The sequence below is a fragment of the Ensifer sp. Root558 genome (assembly GCF_001427045.1).
Classification (GTDB): Bacteria; Pseudomonadota; Alphaproteobacteria; order Rhizobiales; family Rhizobiaceae; genus Ensifer; species Ensifer adhaerens.
Genome location: NZ_LMGC01000020.1, coordinates 25,781 through 40,764, shown reverse-complemented (window position 1 = coordinate 40,764; position 14,984 = coordinate 25,781). Strand labels below are relative to the sequence as shown.

The following is a 14,984-nucleotide window of genomic DNA, read 5'->3' as shown; positions in this document are numbered from 1 at the left end:
GCTTCGCGTTTCCGCCGGTTGCTCCCACCGCGCCACTTGGCGTATTCAGAACCGCGGGGACTTTAGTCGCAGCTGGATGAAAGTTCAGTGGCAGGTCACTTAAAGCCGCTTGATCGGCAACGCTCGAATGACAATCTCTTGCTGGCCAAACGCGCACTCCAATTCATGGCGATAAACCCGCCACCATAGCTGGTCGAGGTTTTCTGTCATTACTTCCGCCACAACGATCTGATCACGCTCCATTTCAGCTCCGGATACCCAATTTCCTTCCGCGGGAGCATTCCTGTAAAACGTTATGCCGCCGAAGGCCTCCGCAAGTTGTTGCCGAACGGTATCGAACATTTGGGAACCGAACGGTTGCCCATCCCGTCGTTTGAGAGGCAGTAAGATCTGGATAAGATGCATGTTCGGTTCCTTGATTTCGAGCAGTCCCATCCTCTAATTGCCAGGTGGTTTCTTCCAGCGAGATAAAAAGCCACAGTCATCGTCAATGACCTGCCCCTCGTAGGATCAGAAATGCTTGCGGACCACTGCTCTCACTCTTCGCGTAAAGTCATTGCCGTGTTTCGTTGGACGCCGCCAACCCACCCTGCAAAGCACCGCGTTCAACCACCAGGACCGAGAAAGGCGCCTGCGGAAACAGTATCGGCTGCAACTCCCGCGGCTTCAATCGCCTCCTGCTTGGCCGCAGCGATGCTTGTGGTGGTAAGTCTTTTCATACCGCTCGACATGCGTCCGTGCTTGCAGGCTTCCACATTGAACAGGTGAGGGTGAGCCAACAAGGGATTTGCACGATCCCGCCCGTATCGCGACACCTCATGCCTTAGGGTCTTGTTTCTCTCCCGCGCTTTTGCCGTCGGAGCTTCGCGAACGCTCCTCGAAACGTTCCTCCCCTTTTGCCAGGGGGCTTCCTTTTTGGAGTTCAATCCGGCGCTCCTCTCGTTGGGCACTCTCTTGAAGCCCTCGCGCAGACTCGTTGCCCTCGGGTTGTTCATCCCTCGGCCCTTGAGCCGAGAGCGCCTCGGAGGACGACTTTTGTTCGGCGTCAGGCATTGCTGAACTCGCGCTCGCGGCCTCATCGGCCGAGCGAAATCTCTTCAAAGCTGCGCGAACCTCATCTTCTTCCCATCCAGCCTCGACGGCCGCGGCGACCAATTCGGTTTCAAAGTCTCGCCAACTGTCCCGCCCTTCATGAGCTGAAAGAATGGACGAGAAGCACTGGTAACAGTCGGCCGACCTCTCCAACGTGCCCTTCGCAGTCCTTGGGGATGCAATGTATGTCATGATCTCGGACCTCGTATCTGACGGAGCGACCAGGCAGCGAAGTGCAAGGACCTGCATTCGCTATCACTGGCGCGCAAACCTTCGGCCTTTCAAAATGTTCCTGGGAATTTCATACGGAGGGTACGTCGTCGGCCAGGCAAAAAGGCGTGACATGGAGCCGTTGCCGCAGGATCGGAAACTCCTGAAGATCCGTGCAGCCGACGTCGTTGCGCGCGCTTCACCCAGGTTACGTAACAATCCTCTCGCGGGGGGCCCTCTAACCACAGGCTCATCGCCTATGAACTGCCTTGCCCAGGCTTGCAAGCAATTCGCCACCTGAACTCCTCCCGGCGTCTGGCGCGATGAACTCTATCAACCCTTGAACGAGCGCAGGTGTCTTTTCACATTTGGACGGAACCACCGTCTCTCGTGCGGGTTTCACTGATGGCCGGCCGCCAAGTTCGTTCCGATGGAGAAGTTGCAATGGTAAATATCAAAGCAAAGGGGTTTGAAAACCTCGCGCAGTTGCAAGAACATCTGGCTGAGCTCGAGGAAGAAAGCCCTGCAGACGAGCAGGTGCCGGAAGCCTCCCCTTCCCCACAGGAGCAGATCGCAGAATTGCGCCGAGAGCTCGCTCAATTGCAGGCGCGGCTGGTGCCAATTCACGCGAAAACAGAGGGGTTGGACGTTCCATCGCGCCGGGACGTCCATCTGTGGTTGAGGATCGTCATAGCGGCGGCGACAACGCTCGTACTCGCCCGCGTGGTTCAACACTTTCGTCCCGGAGCACCGGGTGCAGCGATCCTACCGTTGCTTACGGCTCGACGTGACGGCAGAATCTGATCCCTACAGGCAAAAGGCCACGGTGAATACATCGGGAGGATCCTATGTCGAACGACAATGGAACGGATGACAGAAATAGCCAGCCAACAGCACCTGGAACCACGTTCGGACGCTCGCTCGAAAGCCAGGCGCAAATGGCGGACGCGCGAGTTGTTGCGACTGGTGAAGCGGTCGAAACCCTCAACGTCTACCGGCTTGTTCCCATTGCGGAGGCAAATGATCCCCGCTGGGCAAACGCTCCATCGCACGGCGTGGTTGTGGTGGCTGCGCGCACTGCCGGGGATGCCCGGGTTGTGGCGGCCGGCGGCGAGCTGGATTTCATGGAGGTCGACGCGGCTCCTGCGGAGGACGTAACGACGCTGCAGGCAAGTGCGTTTCGATCCGAAAAACTTTACAGCGTGGTCGAGATTGAAAGAGGAAGATCGGATCTCAGGAGGGGCGTACTTTCCGGTGCGATCTCGGTCGGCAACATCCGGCCGACTCAGGAGTAGAATCATGTAATCCGTTACCGTCGCCAACATCTTACGACCAACCTTGGGTCGGGGGAGACAATTTCCACCGCCTTGTACTGTCTGCATTCCACCCATTGATGTTGAGAAGGGGGCCGAGACAAGTGGCCCGGCATTGACCGGGATGTCCCCCGCCTCTTCTGCTTTGTGCAACTTGGCTTTTCTTCGTCGAAGGCATCGCGTCCCATTGGACCAGAGCGTTCCAACAAGCCGCGCGGTGCCCATGGCAATTTGTGGGTCGAGCGCTAGATCTATCTTGCCTCAACGGAGAACACCAAGGTGGGAAGACAAAGTGGCGATGTCCGGCGTGACAATATGGGCTCAGTCGATCCTCTGGACCCGGCAATCATGGCGGGCGAAGACGCACGCGCCTTGTTCGAAGCACTGCTCGCGATGAAGCGAGGAGACTTCTCGGTCAGGATGAGGCTTGACCTGGATGGTATCACAGGAAAGATAGCCGATACCTTCAACGACCTGGTCGCCGCCAACCAGAAGATGGCTCAGCAGCTAGCGCACGTTGGTCAAGTGGTGGGGCGCGACGGACGCACAAGCACCCGAGTCCGCTTCGGGCTTTCCGACGGGTCCTGGTCCGATATGGAAGACTCCATCAATACGCTGATCGATGATCTCGTATGGCCCACGGCTGCCGTAACCCGTACGATTGCCGCAGTCGCCAAAGGCGATCTTTTGCAGACCGTTCCGCTCGACGTCGATGGTCGCCTCCTCAAGGGGGAGTTTTTAAGATCCGCGAATATCGTCAATACGATGATCAAACAGCTCAGCGTATTCACCTCGGAAGTCACGCGCGTCGCCCGTGAAGTCGGCACTGATGGCAAGCTCGGCGGCCAGGCGCAGGTCCCTGAAGTCACCGGCGTCTGGAAGGACCTCACCGAAAGCGTCAACTCGATGGCGTCAAACCTGACGGCACAGGTGCGCAATATCGCCGAGGTTACGATCGCGGTTGCCAACGGCGATCTGTCGAAAAAGATCACCGTCGATGTCCGCGGCGAAATCTTGCAGTTGAAAGAGGCCATAAACACGATGGTGGATCAGCTTCGCTCTTTCGCCTCGGAGGTAACGCGTGTTGCACGCGAAGTGGGAACGGAAGGAAAGCTCGGCGGCCAAGCGCTCGTGCCAGGCGTTGCCGGGACCTGGAAGGACTTGACGGACTCCGTCAACGCCATGTGCGGCAATCTAACGGCCCAGGTTCGAAACATTGCACAGGTCACGACCGCGGTTGCCCGAGGAGATCTCTCGCGCAAGATCACTGTCGACGTGTCGGGAGAAATCCTTGAGCTCAAGGAAACCATCAATACGATGGTCGACCAGCTGAATGGCTTTGCAGGGGAGGTAACGCGCGTCGCCCGTGAGGTTGGTACCGAGGGGCGTCTGGGCGGGCAAGCACAAGTCCCAGGCGTTGCCGGCACGTGGAAGGACTTGACCGACAGTGTGAATTCCATGGCTGGTAACCTCACGGCTCAGGTTCGAAACATCGCCGAGGTGTCGACCGCCATCGCCAACGGCGACCTTTCACGCAAGATTACCGTCGACGTGAAAGGCGAGATCCTTCAACTGAAAGAAACGCTCAACACCATGGTGGACCAGTTGAACCGTTTCGCTTCCGAAGTTACTCGCGTCGCCCGCGAAGTCGGTACCGAGGGCAAGCTTGGCGGTCAAGCACAGGTTCCAGGCGTTGCTGGCACCTGGAAGGATCTCACTGAAAATGTGAACTTCATGGCATCGAACCTGACGGGCCAGGTGCGAAACATTGCCGAAGTCACGACGGCCGTGGCAAGGGGCGATCTTTCGCGCAAGATCACCGTCGACGTCAAAGGCGAAATCCTAGAGCTCAAGAATACCATCAATACGATGGTCGATCAGCTCAATGCCTTTGCCGGCGAGGTTACACGCGTGGCGCGCGAGGTCGGGACGGAGGGCAAGCTTGGGGGGCAGGCGCAGGTCTCCGGTGTCGCGGGCACCTGGAAGGACTTGACCGATAGCGTCAACTCGATGGCCGGCAACCTGACGGACCAGGTCCGCAACATCGCCGAGGTCGCGACCGCGATTGCCAACGGCGATTTGTCGCGCAAGATCACCGTCGATGTCCGCGGCGAAATCTTGCTCCTGAAGGACACGCTCAACACGATGGTCGATCAGCTGCGCTCGTTCGCGGGGGAGGTGACCCGTGTGGCGCGCGAGGTCGGTACCGATGGCCGACTGGGTGGCCAGGCTGTTGTTCCCGGTGTCGCCGGCACATGGAAAGATCTGACCGACAACGTCAATCTGCTTGCGGCCAACCTGACGACCCAGGTGCGCAACATCGCCGAAGTCACCACGGCTGTCGCGCGCGGTGATCTCTCCCGAAAGATCACGGTCGACGTCAAAGGGGAAATCCTCGAACTCAAAAACACCATCAACACGATGGTCGATCAGCTCAACGCCTTTGCAGGCGAAGTGACGCGTGTGGCCCGCGAAGTGGGTACCGAGGGAAAGCTCGGCGGACAGGCGCAGGTGCCGGGTGTCGCTGGAACCTGGAAGGACTTGACCGACACGGTAAACGTCATGGCTGCCAATCTGACTGAGCAAGTTCGTGGTATCGTGAAGGTGGTGACTGCTGTTGCAAACGGGGACCTCAAGCAGAACCTGACGGTTGCCTCCAAAGGCGAAGTTGCCGCTCTTGCCGAGACGATCAACAACATGACGGGTACGCTTGCAACCTTCGCCGACCAGGTCACGAGCGTGGCGCGCGAAGTGGGTGTCGAGGGCCGGCTCGGCGGGCAGGCAAACGTTCCTGGCGCCGCCGGGACCTGGAAAGACCTCACAGGCAACGTCAACTTGCTCGCGGCAAACCTGACGACGCAGGTCAGAGCGATCGCTGAGGTGGCGACGGCTGTGACGAAAGGTGACCTGACGCGTTCAATCCAAGTCGAGGCCCGCGGCGAGGTGGCCGAGTTGAAAGACAACATCAACACGATGATCGGCAACCTAAGGCTCACGACGGAGCGCAACACCGAGCAAGACTGGCTTAAGACTAACCTGGCCCGGTTTACCAATATGTTGCAGGGGCAGCGCGACCTGACATTGGTCGGGCGGATGCTGCTGTCCGAGCTCGCAGCGCTGGTCGGCGCACACCAGGGCGTCATCTATAAGGTTGATAGCGACGAGCGCCGGTCGACACTTTCGCTTTTGTCGACTTATGCCCACGGGATCGATGCTACCCACCCGGCGCGTCTGGATTTTGGTCAGGGGTTAATCGGACAATGCGCGAGCGATGCACGCCGTATTCTCATTACCAATCTGCCGGACAACGTCGTTCCGATCAGTTCAGGCGTGTTTTCCGCACTTCCCAAGAGCGCGATTGTGCTGCCCGTTCAATTCGAGGGTCAGGTCAAGGCAGTCATCGAATTAGCCTCGGCTGGCGATTTTACAGACCTGCAGTTGTCGTTCCTGGACCAGCTGACGACATCGATCGGGATTGTGCTCAACTCGATTGAAGCGAACATGCAGACAGAGGGACTGTTGAAGCAATCGCAGCAGCTGGCAACGGAACTTCAAACCCAACAGAGAGAGTTGCAGCAGACCAACGAGCAACTTGAACAAAAAGCACAGCAGCTCGAAGAGCGAAACGTCGAGGTCGAAGGCAAGAACCAGGAAATCGAGCAAGCCCGCCGGGCTCTGGAAGAAAAAGCGACCGAACTTGCACTGACATCGAAATACAAATCCGAGTTCCTTGCCAACATGTCCCACGAGCTGCGGACGCCGCTAAACTCGATCCTCATTCTGGGTCAGCAACTAAGCGACAATCCCGACGGAAATCTGTCGGGTAAGCAGGTGGAGTTCGCCAAGACAATTCACGGAGCCGGCACCGATCTCCTCAACCTCATCAGCGATATCTTGGACCTTTCGAAGATCGAGTCCGGGACGGTTTCGGTCGATGCTGAGGAGATATTCATCAACAACCTGCTGGAGATGATGTCGAGGCCATTCCGCCACGAGGCCGAAAACCGCAACCTCAGCTATTTGGTGGAGATCGGCGACGACGTTCCCAGAAGCGTCATCACAGACTCCAAGCGATTGCAGCAGATCCTCAAGAACCTGCTGTCGAACGCGTTCAAGTTCACCGCAGAGGGCGGCGTGACGCTACGGGTGACCGCGGCAACGGAGGGCTGGTCTTCGGATCACCCCTCGCTCCAACACGCTCCCTCAGTGATCGCGTTCGAAGTGTCTGACACCGGGATCGGCATTTTGCCGGAGAAGCAACGCATTATCTTCGAGGCATTTCAGCAGGCTGATGCTTCGACCAGCCGCAAATACGGCGGCACCGGGCTCGGTCTCGCCATTAGTCGAGAACTAGCAAACCTCCTTGGCGGAGAAATTCAGTTGCGCAGCACCCCCGGGATCGGCAGCACCTTCACGCTCTTTCTACCGCTGACATATGTCGGTGCGTCGACGGCGCTCAAATCTGTTCCCGCTCCAACCAATGTGGTGCAACTGGCGGAGGCTGCAGCCGCATGGCGCGGCGAGAAAGTGGCTGAACAGATGGATGACGATCGCGACGTGATTGAACCCGGCGACGTTGTTCTTCTGATCATCGAAGACGACGCTCACTATGCGCGGGTTCTTGTCGACCTTGCCCGTGACAACGGCTTCAAGGTCCTGGTCGCCAGCCGCGGTAGCGACGCATTGGATCTCGCCCATGAGTTCAAACCCGCCGCGATATCGCTCGACATCTTCTTGCCGGACATGCTCGGATGGACCGTACTGAGCCATTTGAAGCAGAGCGCGGCAACACGACACATCCCGGTCCAGATCATCAGTCTCGATGAAGACCGGCAGCACGGCCTCGCGCGAGGTGCCTTCGCGTTCATGACCAAGCCCACCACCGCACATAGCGTGGGCAAGGCTTTTTCGCGATTAAGAAACTACGCCGAGCCCCGTCGCAAACGCCTCCTTCTCGTCGAAGACAACGAGGCCGAGCGCCTGAGCGTCACCGCACTCCTTGGTGACCATGACATCGACATTGCGAGCGTGGGGTCCGGTGCGGAGGCTCTGGTCGCCCTCCGTAACGATCCCATCGACTGTGTGGTTCTAGACCTGACGCTCCCCGACATGACCGGCTTTGAGGTTCTGGAGAAGATTCGGGACGACGATGACATCGTTGAAGTGCCGGTTGTCGTATTCACGGGGCGAGAACTCTCTCCGGAGGAAGACGCACGACTACACTCCATGGCGCGCAGCGTCGTCGTGAAGGGGGTGGAATCGCCGGAAAGACTCCTCGACGAAACCGCGTTGTTCCTCCATCGGGTGGTAGCTGACATGCCCGCGGCGAAGCAAACCATGCTCGAAGAGCTGCACAGTTCGGATGAGGATCTGCTCGGGGAGGCCGTGTTGCTCGTCGATGACGATGCGCGTAATATTTTTGCGCTAAGCAGCGTGCTGGAACGGCGGGGTATGCGGGTGCTGACAGCGACGACCGGCAGCGAAGCCATCGAGGTCCTTCAAAACGAACCAGGCGTTGCCATCGTTCTCATGGATATCATGATGCCCGGGATGGACGGCTATGAAACCATGCAGGTCATTCGATCGGATTCGAAATTCCGCAGGCTGCCCATCCTTGCGCTCACGGCCAAGGCGATGAAGGGAGATCGCGAGAAATGCCTGGAGGCAGGCGCTTCGGATTACCTTGCAAAGCCGGTCAATACGGAGCAACTGCTGGCAGCTCTTCGTATGTGGCTTCATCGTTGAGGGTTTGGGCATGAATCCTGTCAACATTCTTCTTGTCGATGATCAACCGACGAAATTGCTGAGTTACGAAGTGGTCCTCCAGGATCTGGGTGAAAATCTCCTGAAGGCGCAATCCGGACGGGAAGCTCTGGAGCATCTTCTTCGAAGCGACATCGCGGTAATCCTGGTCGATGTGTGCATGCCGGAACAGGACGGGTTCGAACTCGTCAGCATGATCCGCGAGCATCCGCGATACCAAAACACGGCGATCATCTTCGTGTCGGCCGTCATGATGGCGGAACCCGACCGATTGCGCGGTTACGCCGCTGGCGCCGTCGATTATGTCTCGGTCCCGATCGTACCGGATGTCCTACGTGCCAAGGTTAGGGTCTTTGCGGATCTCTACCGCAAGACCCGCGAGCTCGAACGTCTCAATGCGGAACTCGAGAACCGAGTCCGCGAGCGCACAGCCGAGCTGGAGGCGTCTGCGACCGAACTCCGGCAGCTCAATGAGGAACTCGAACAGCGCATCGAACAGAGGACGCGCGAACGAGAGGCAGCGCTTGCGCAACTGTTCGAAGCGCAAAAGCTCGACACCGTGGGTCAATTGACTGGCGGTGTTGCTCATGACTTCAACAACCTGCTGATGGCGATCCTCGGCAGTTTGAAGCTTTTGAAGAAGCAGCTCCCTCAGGGAGGTAAGAGCGAGCGGCTGGTCGAAAACTCGATCCAGGCGGCCGAGCGTGGTGCCGCATTGACCCAACGCTTGCTGGCGTTCGCCCGTCGTCAGGAACTGAAACCTCAACCGATCGATTTCCTCGATCTTTTTCAAAACATTGAAGACATACTCGTCCGCGCTCTTGGCCCCGGCATCGACGTGCGAAAACACATTCCCGCATCTCTTCCGCCGTTGCTCGTCGATCGCAACCAGCTCGAGCTTGCCTTGCTCAACCTGTTCGTGAACGCTCGCGATGCGATGGTAGGTGGCGGCACGCTTGTCGTGTCGGCTGAGGAGGATTTAACATCGATGCCCGTTAACCTCAAGCCGGGTCGCTACGTGCGAATAACGGTTTCGGACAGCGGTGAAGGCATGGACGAGGCCACTGTGGCGCGCGCGACCGAGCCATTTTTTACCACCAAGGGGCAGGGAAAAGGGACGGGGCTCGGCTTGTCGATGGTCCACGGCCTTGCAGCTCAATCCGGCGGTGCGTTGAGCCTTTCGAGTAGAAAGGACGAAGGCACTACCGTCGCGCTTTGGTTGCCCGTCGCCGAAGATTCCGTGCCGGCGAGCACGCCCTTGGAAACCACCGCGCTCGAGGTTTCCCAAGTCCAAAGTCCTTTGAGGGTACTTGTAGTCGACGACGATGTTCTCGTCAGTATGGGGACAGCCGCTATGCTGGAGGATCTCGGCCATACCGTTGTGGAGGCATCTTCGGCAGCCACCGCACTCGAGATCCTTGGATCGGGACATACGTTCGATCTCGTTATCAGCGACCAGGCGATGCCAGGCATGACGGGTGCGGAGCTGGCACGTTTGATTTTCTCGTCCTATCCGGGTCTCCCAGTGATCCTTGCTTCGGGATATTCTGAGTTGCCCGACGACGAGGGACTTCAGGCGCTCTTGAGAATGACAAAGCCGTTTACGCAGGAAGAACTACAAACAACGATCGGACGCGCGGTGGCCCACCGGGCCACAGCCGCTTGAGAACTTCGTCACGTGCTGAACATCGCAGCAATGATGAAGCGTTCGGAATTCTCGCGGCTGTTGAAGTAGTAGACGGCCAAAAGGGAAGGACACAGCCGATGTCTGGTCCGCCGCGTCGGCTTGGATGACCGTTTCCGAACGCCGCTAGGCGACAGCCTCTATCCATAGCTCGCGCGTGCAAAGCCACTTCAACATTTCCAGCTGACGATAATCAAAGAAGCTGCGGGTGGCGTGGGGGGGAGACGATCGCTGCGAAATCTTTCACGCGGAACCTGCCGGCGGCAGACTGAGCTCAGGCGTCACCTCAGAGAGCGGCTTTCTGCAAGCTCACATCTCGATCACGACGATGTGTACTTTGACAAAGGAACGGGAGTTTGGCTCGATGGTTCGTCCGACATCTACTGGATCAAGAGGAGATTCACGATGCTAAAAGCAATGTTAACGGCAGCTGCGCTGTTTGTTGCAGCGACGCCTCCCGCATTTGCCCTATCGGATATCGTGTGTGACCAATCGAACATGTCAAAGCTCGAGAAGGACGTAAAGAGCATCAAAGACGAGATGAAGAAGGACTACGCCAACAAAGAACTCGCCATGGCAAAGGACGCGCTTGCATCAAACGACAGCGACAAATGCAAAACGCACATGTCGAATGCGATGAAAGGCAATGACCCGATGTGATGGGTGAGCGGATTCGGAGGCTCCCTTTTCAAACCGGCCCTGTTGCATGCCCAGACGGAGTGTTGATGCAATATATCGGAGCATTGGAGTGGTTGCCCTTCCTTTTCGCTCGACTCCAGCGGCGCGAGCGCTGCAGCCACCTCAAAAAAACTTGAGGCCCTCGAGGGAGTCGGAGGGTCTCAAAATGCCCACGTCGCCTTCGTGCCACGCGGTCTTTTAAGCTGCCCCCTCAACCTCTGATCTGGTGCCGGACGCGGAAAGCTTCGCTCCAAATGGTTCCCGCCGCTCCTAAATCAAAATAGTCCGCCCCGCCAAGGCGGGCAGACAACGTCACCAGGTTTGCCGGCCATACCAGTCGTCGATGTTCTTGCCGGACGCGATCCTTCTCGAGGCCGTAAGGCTTCCTGAATCTTCACTTCTAGCTGATCTTGTTTTTCCCCTTACTTGATCAAGATCGTCGTCGGTGAGTTTGCCCTACTTTCCTTGATTTTTCCCTTGAATTGCTTGCAGTTACCTTCATGCGATCCGGCGGCGAAACGCCTGGCGGCTCCTTTGTTCACCGGTTCGTCCAGATTGGGGTTTGAGGAGGGTGATCGACATAACGGCCGCTTCGCTTCGCGGGATGGCTGGCGGGTGTGAGGCTGCAGAAGAGGACTAGATTTCGATTTGGCTTAGGAAGCGAGCAAGTGCCTTCGACAATTCCTCGGGTGCTTCCTCAGCCATATGATGGCCTGAACTGATGGAGTGGCCCTCGAGGTTCGTTGCCCAGGGGGTCCACACCGCCAGAACATCATCGTAGAGATCCGCGAGGTCGTCCAACCTGGACCATAGACACAACATCGGGCACTCGATCAACCGGCCGGCCCGCCGATCGGCGAGGTCGTGTTGCCTATCGACACCCAGCCCAGCCCGGTAGTCTTCAAGCATACCGTGAACAACGGAAGGATTGCGGGTGGCGGCTCGGAAGTCCTCATAGGCAGCCTGACCCATTGGTTCCATTTCGCCGCCGTACCACGCATCCGGATCGGCAAGGATTGCGCGTTCCGGCTTATCAGGGACGGCAAAGAAAAACCAATGCCACCATTTTCTCGCAAACTGCTCACCAGTTCGTTCGAGAGCTTCCAGGATTGGAACAGCGTCGAGTACGACCAGGTGCGTGACGCTGTCGGGATGATCCATTGCGAGCCGAAACGCGGTGTAGGCGCCACGATCATGCCCGACAACGGCAAATTGAGTATGTCCAAGCGCCCCCATCAGCTCGACGCATGCGGCAGCCTTGGCCCGTTTCGACGAGCCGGAGTGGTCAGGCGTATCCTGCGGAACATAGGATTGACCAAATCCCGGCAGATCTGGACAGATAACCCGAAAGGTGTCTGCCAGCCGCTCCGCCACCTTCCACCAGGTGACGTGGGTCCGGGGGTGGCCGTGAAGCAATAGAACAGGCGGACCGCTTCCGCCATGTCGCACCCGCAGCTGGCCAGCTGTTACAGGTATCGTTTCAAGTTTGAAGCCCTCGAACATGGTAGTGCCACGAGTGCCATGGGGCCGTTTTGCATTATATCCGGGCCGCAGATCGGTTAGTAACCGAAGAAACTCTAGCAAAGTCCGATAGTTCCAACCGAGTGTCTGCCTCCCCCAACAAATCGTGGGCCCCACGGGTTAGCATTCGGAACACGTCCGACGCCCTGTCACGCCGCCCATTCTGGCCATCATCACGTCCGCAGGACTTCGTCCATTTGTGTCTCCCGTCGGCGCAACGTGGGAATTTTACTTCGGCGCTTTTGGCGAATTCTCGCCCGTCAATGGTCGAAGAAAGCCACACGGAGGGATAGCGGCGGCATGAGACCCTTCCAGCAGTTACGCTCGACAAGCGCGGAAGCGTCCGCTTGGGGGCGAAAGCGACGAGCGCCCTGCGGAACGTTCAAGCTTCTCGCCGGTTTTGGCCTGAGAGAGGAGCCAATTATGGGAATCAACGAATCAAAAAGCGGCGCGCGAGGACTCCATCACATAGGCTTGGGATACTTGTCCGGGGCCGATTGGAACTTTCCGTCTTTTAGCGCGCTTATCGGATTTGCGGCCAATGCCAGTCGAGCGATGATGCCCGCCTGCCCAGATCAAGGAAAAAGACGATGCGGAATTCAGTTGCCGCGGTCATTGTCAGCGTTTCGCTCGGCGGATGCACCGCCGGCGTCGCGACTTACGGCTTCTCGCCAAACTTAGAACCGATACCCGGTAGCATCACCTATCGCGGCCAGCCTCGCACCAAGCTGACGAAAGCACCTGTGGGCAGCATCGTGCCACACGAGTTTCGAGACCAATTCGGTCGGCGCGTTTCTGAGATCTATGTCATTCAGCCGGATCGCTCTCTTCGTCTTGTCTCCCGACGCAGGCAGACATTTGATTTTTTCGATGACGATTAAGGGGGCTTGGCATCCGTAGATTGACGGATGAAGAAATCGCAGAGGCGATAACTTTTAAGCGGCAAGAGGTCGATGTGACGAAGTCAAGGGAAGCCGTGGAACCGGGCAGGGGGCGAAATGCTTCAACGCCTGAAGAGATACCGCCGAAAGGCATTCGCGATGTCTTTTGGCGTGTTGTTTCAGAAATGTTCGAGGAGCGTGTTTTCCTGATCGCGGCGGGGGTGAGTTTCTATCTTCTGTTGGCACTCTTTCCCGCTCTTGCTGCCCTCGTGTCCTTTTACGGCTTCATCGCCGATCCCATCGACATCGGAACCCATATGAGCGTGCTGGACGATCTGTTGCCACCCGGGTCTTACGCTTTGATTTCGGACCAGTTGAAATCTTTGACATCCCAGAAGACGACAACGCTTAGTTTCGGTTTCGTCAGCGGCCTGTTCATCTCGCTCTGGAGTTCTGCCAATGGCATTTCGGCGCTTTTTGATGCCATGAACGTCGCCTATGGCGAAACTGAGAAGAGGACATTCGTCACCCGGACGCTGCTTTGTCTCGCATTCACGTTCGCCGGGTTGCTTTTTGCGGTGGTCCTGATCGTGGCAATCGGCGTCATTCCCGCCTTGCTGGCGTATCTGTGGCTCGATCGGTGGACTGAAATCCTGACGAGGACGGTGCGGTGGCCGATGATCCTCTTCCTCGTCGCTATCGGCACGGCCTCGATCTACCGGTACGGGCCGAGCCGCGAGCGGGCGAAGCTACGGTGGCTCAATTGGGGTGTCCTATTCAGCACGTTTATGTGGCTCGCCGCCTCATGGCTCTTTTCCTTCTATTTGCAGAATTTCGCGAACTACAACGCGACTTACGGCGCTCTCGGCGCGCTAGTGGGTTTCATGATGTGGGTATGGATTTCGACGGTTATCCTCATCATAGGTGCTCTGATTAACGCGGAGCTCGAACACCAGACAGTCGTCGACTCCACCACCGGTATACCCCTCCCGATGGGTGAACGCGGCGCCTACGTTGCTGACACACTCGGCAAAGCTGCCGACTAGGCGCGTAAAGCCACGTCGGTTCGCGCACCGCTCTCCGAGGCGGGGATCTGCAGACCCGAATGAGCCGATCACTCTGAAGGTCGGGTGTGCGCACCGTCAGCAAGAAACGCTCCAACGACCGACGTTGTGGCGCGTGCTCAGCTCCGTTATAGTGACACCGACACCAGTGCGCTCGGCGTTCGCACTTCGACGAAACCTCAAGCCGCGGCACATCGCGTTCGCTCATCGCTATGAATGCGCGATCTCCCAGGTCATCCGCCCTCCGGGAAGCGCGTGCACAAGTCCAGGGTGAACCGTGGTTAGGGATCCTGCCGTTGCTCCGACACGAAGCCGAATGGCCGGTTCCGCCCAACGTCGGGTTAGCTGTGCCCTTCGATTTCCGCGGCCGGTCTGCGAGCAAGTCCGAGAGTTCGCAAACTCCTGCTTCGTGAGGCCGATGCACTAGCGCATACCCGGCAAACGCAAGCCGCCGCGGCGCGCCTCTCAGTAGATCCTGGCGCATCTGCGAACCTCGCTCTTTTGTGGGCCTTCTCCGTCGTGCCACTTTGATCAAGCTCCTTCCCGGCGCCGATCTCAGGCGCTGAGTGAATGCCCGCAGGGGCGGTCAACTGCCTCATTGCTACGAACGGCAATTGTCGGAGGCCGCGGGCGGGAGGTCCTGGTGGAGCTCACCGCTCGACCCCAAAATACAGGCCATATAGTCCCAGATCGTGAAGGGGGGTCGCACAGCGGCCCTCCAATGTTTCCGATAGAGATGGCAAGCCAGATAGGGCTATAGGCAAAATCTGATCAAAGG

General features: G+C 58.0%; 9 protein-coding genes and 1 pseudogene. 7 read left to right on the top strand and 3 right to left on the bottom strand.

Annotated features, from left to right (window positions below; all coding sequences use genetic code 11):
* Positions 1–99: 99 nt before the first annotated feature.
* Positions 100–435, bottom strand: coding sequence for a hypothetical protein (locus tag ASD63_RS19450; RefSeq protein WP_234798844.1), 336 nt, complete (start codon positions 433–435; stop codon positions 100–102).
* Positions 436–1,746: 1,311 nt separating this feature from the next.
* Between ASD63_RS19450 and ASD63_RS19440 the strand changes: the two genes are divergently transcribed.
* The 5 genes from ASD63_RS19440 (at position 1,747) to ASD63_RS19420 (ending at position 10,722) form a co-directional block, all read left to right on the top strand.
* Positions 1,747–2,106, top strand: coding sequence for a hypothetical protein (locus ASD63_RS19440; RefSeq protein ID WP_034800013.1), 360 nt, complete (start codon positions 1,747–1,749; stop codon positions 2,104–2,106).
* A gap of 44 nt (positions 2,107–2,150) precedes the next feature.
* On the top strand, positions 2,151–2,597 hold the full coding sequence (locus ASD63_RS19435; RefSeq protein WP_034800012.1) for a hypothetical protein: 447 nt from the start codon (positions 2,151–2,153) through the stop codon (positions 2,595–2,597).
* Positions 2,598–2,894: 297 nt separating this feature from the next.
* Entirely contained in the window at positions 2,895–8,360 is a 5,466-nt protein-coding gene (locus ASD63_RS19430; protein WP_034800011.1) for a HAMP domain-containing protein, read from the top strand.
* A gap of 10 nt (positions 8,361–8,370) precedes the next feature.
* Positions 8,371–10,044, top strand: a complete 1,674-nt coding sequence (locus ASD63_RS19425) for a response regulator (protein ID WP_060520799.1) — start codon at positions 8,371–8,373, stop codon at positions 10,042–10,044.
* A 423-nt stretch (positions 10,045–10,467) separates the two neighbouring features.
* Positions 10,468–10,722: a hypothetical protein gene (locus ASD63_RS19420; RefSeq protein ID WP_060529768.1), complete on the top strand. Its 255-nt coding sequence runs from the start codon at positions 10,468–10,470 to the stop codon at positions 10,720–10,722.
* A gap of 330 nt (positions 10,723–11,052) precedes the next feature.
* Here ASD63_RS19420 and ASD63_RS36810 read toward each other — a convergent pair.
* Positions 11,053–11,282 (bottom strand): annotated as a pseudogene (locus tag ASD63_RS36810) (CsbD family protein).
* 94 nt (positions 11,283–11,376) lie between these two features.
* Positions 11,377–12,243, bottom strand: coding sequence for an alpha/beta hydrolase (locus tag ASD63_RS19415; protein WP_034800006.1), 867 nt, complete (start codon positions 12,241–12,243; stop codon positions 11,377–11,379).
* 608 nt (positions 12,244–12,851) lie between these two features.
* On the opposite strand from ASD63_RS19415, the gene ASD63_RS19410 reads away from it, so the two are divergent.
* Together ASD63_RS19410 and ASD63_RS19405 are read left to right on the top strand one after the other, a co-directional pair.
* A complete protein-coding gene (locus tag ASD63_RS19410) occupies positions 12,852–13,142 on the top strand; it encodes a hypothetical protein (RefSeq protein WP_034800005.1) in 291 nt (96 codons plus the stop codon).
* Between the two features lie 20 nt (positions 13,143–13,162).
* On the top strand, positions 13,163–14,188 hold the full coding sequence (locus tag ASD63_RS19405) for a YihY/virulence factor BrkB family protein (protein ID WP_210339146.1): 1,026 nt from the start codon (positions 13,163–13,165) through the stop codon (positions 14,186–14,188).
* Positions 14,189–14,984 lie beyond the last annotated feature (796 nt).

Excerpts from the sequence above, each read along its gene's own strand:
- ASD63_RS19450 (WP_234798844.1), bottom strand. The coding sequence starts at position 435 with ATGGGACTGCTCGAAATCAAGGAACCGAACATGCATCTTATCCAGATC.
- ASD63_RS19440 (WP_034800013.1), top strand. The coding sequence starts at position 1,747 with ATGGTAAATATCAAAGCAAAGGGGTTTGAAAACCTCGCGCAGTTGCAA.
- ASD63_RS19435 (WP_034800012.1), top strand. The coding sequence starts at position 2,151 with ATGTCGAACGACAATGGAACGGATGACAGAAATAGCCAGCCAACAGCA.
- ASD63_RS19425 (WP_060520799.1), top strand. The coding sequence starts at position 8,371 with ATGAATCCTGTCAACATTCTTCTTGTCGATGATCAACCGACGAAATTG.
- ASD63_RS19420 (WP_060529768.1), top strand. The coding sequence starts at position 10,468 with ATGCTAAAAGCAATGTTAACGGCAGCTGCGCTGTTTGTTGCAGCGACG.
- ASD63_RS19415 (WP_034800006.1), bottom strand. The coding sequence starts at position 12,243 with ATGTTCGAGGGCTTCAAACTTGAAACGATACCTGTAACAGCTGGCCAG.
- ASD63_RS19410 (WP_034800005.1), top strand. The coding sequence starts at position 12,852 with ATGCGGAATTCAGTTGCCGCGGTCATTGTCAGCGTTTCGCTCGGCGGA.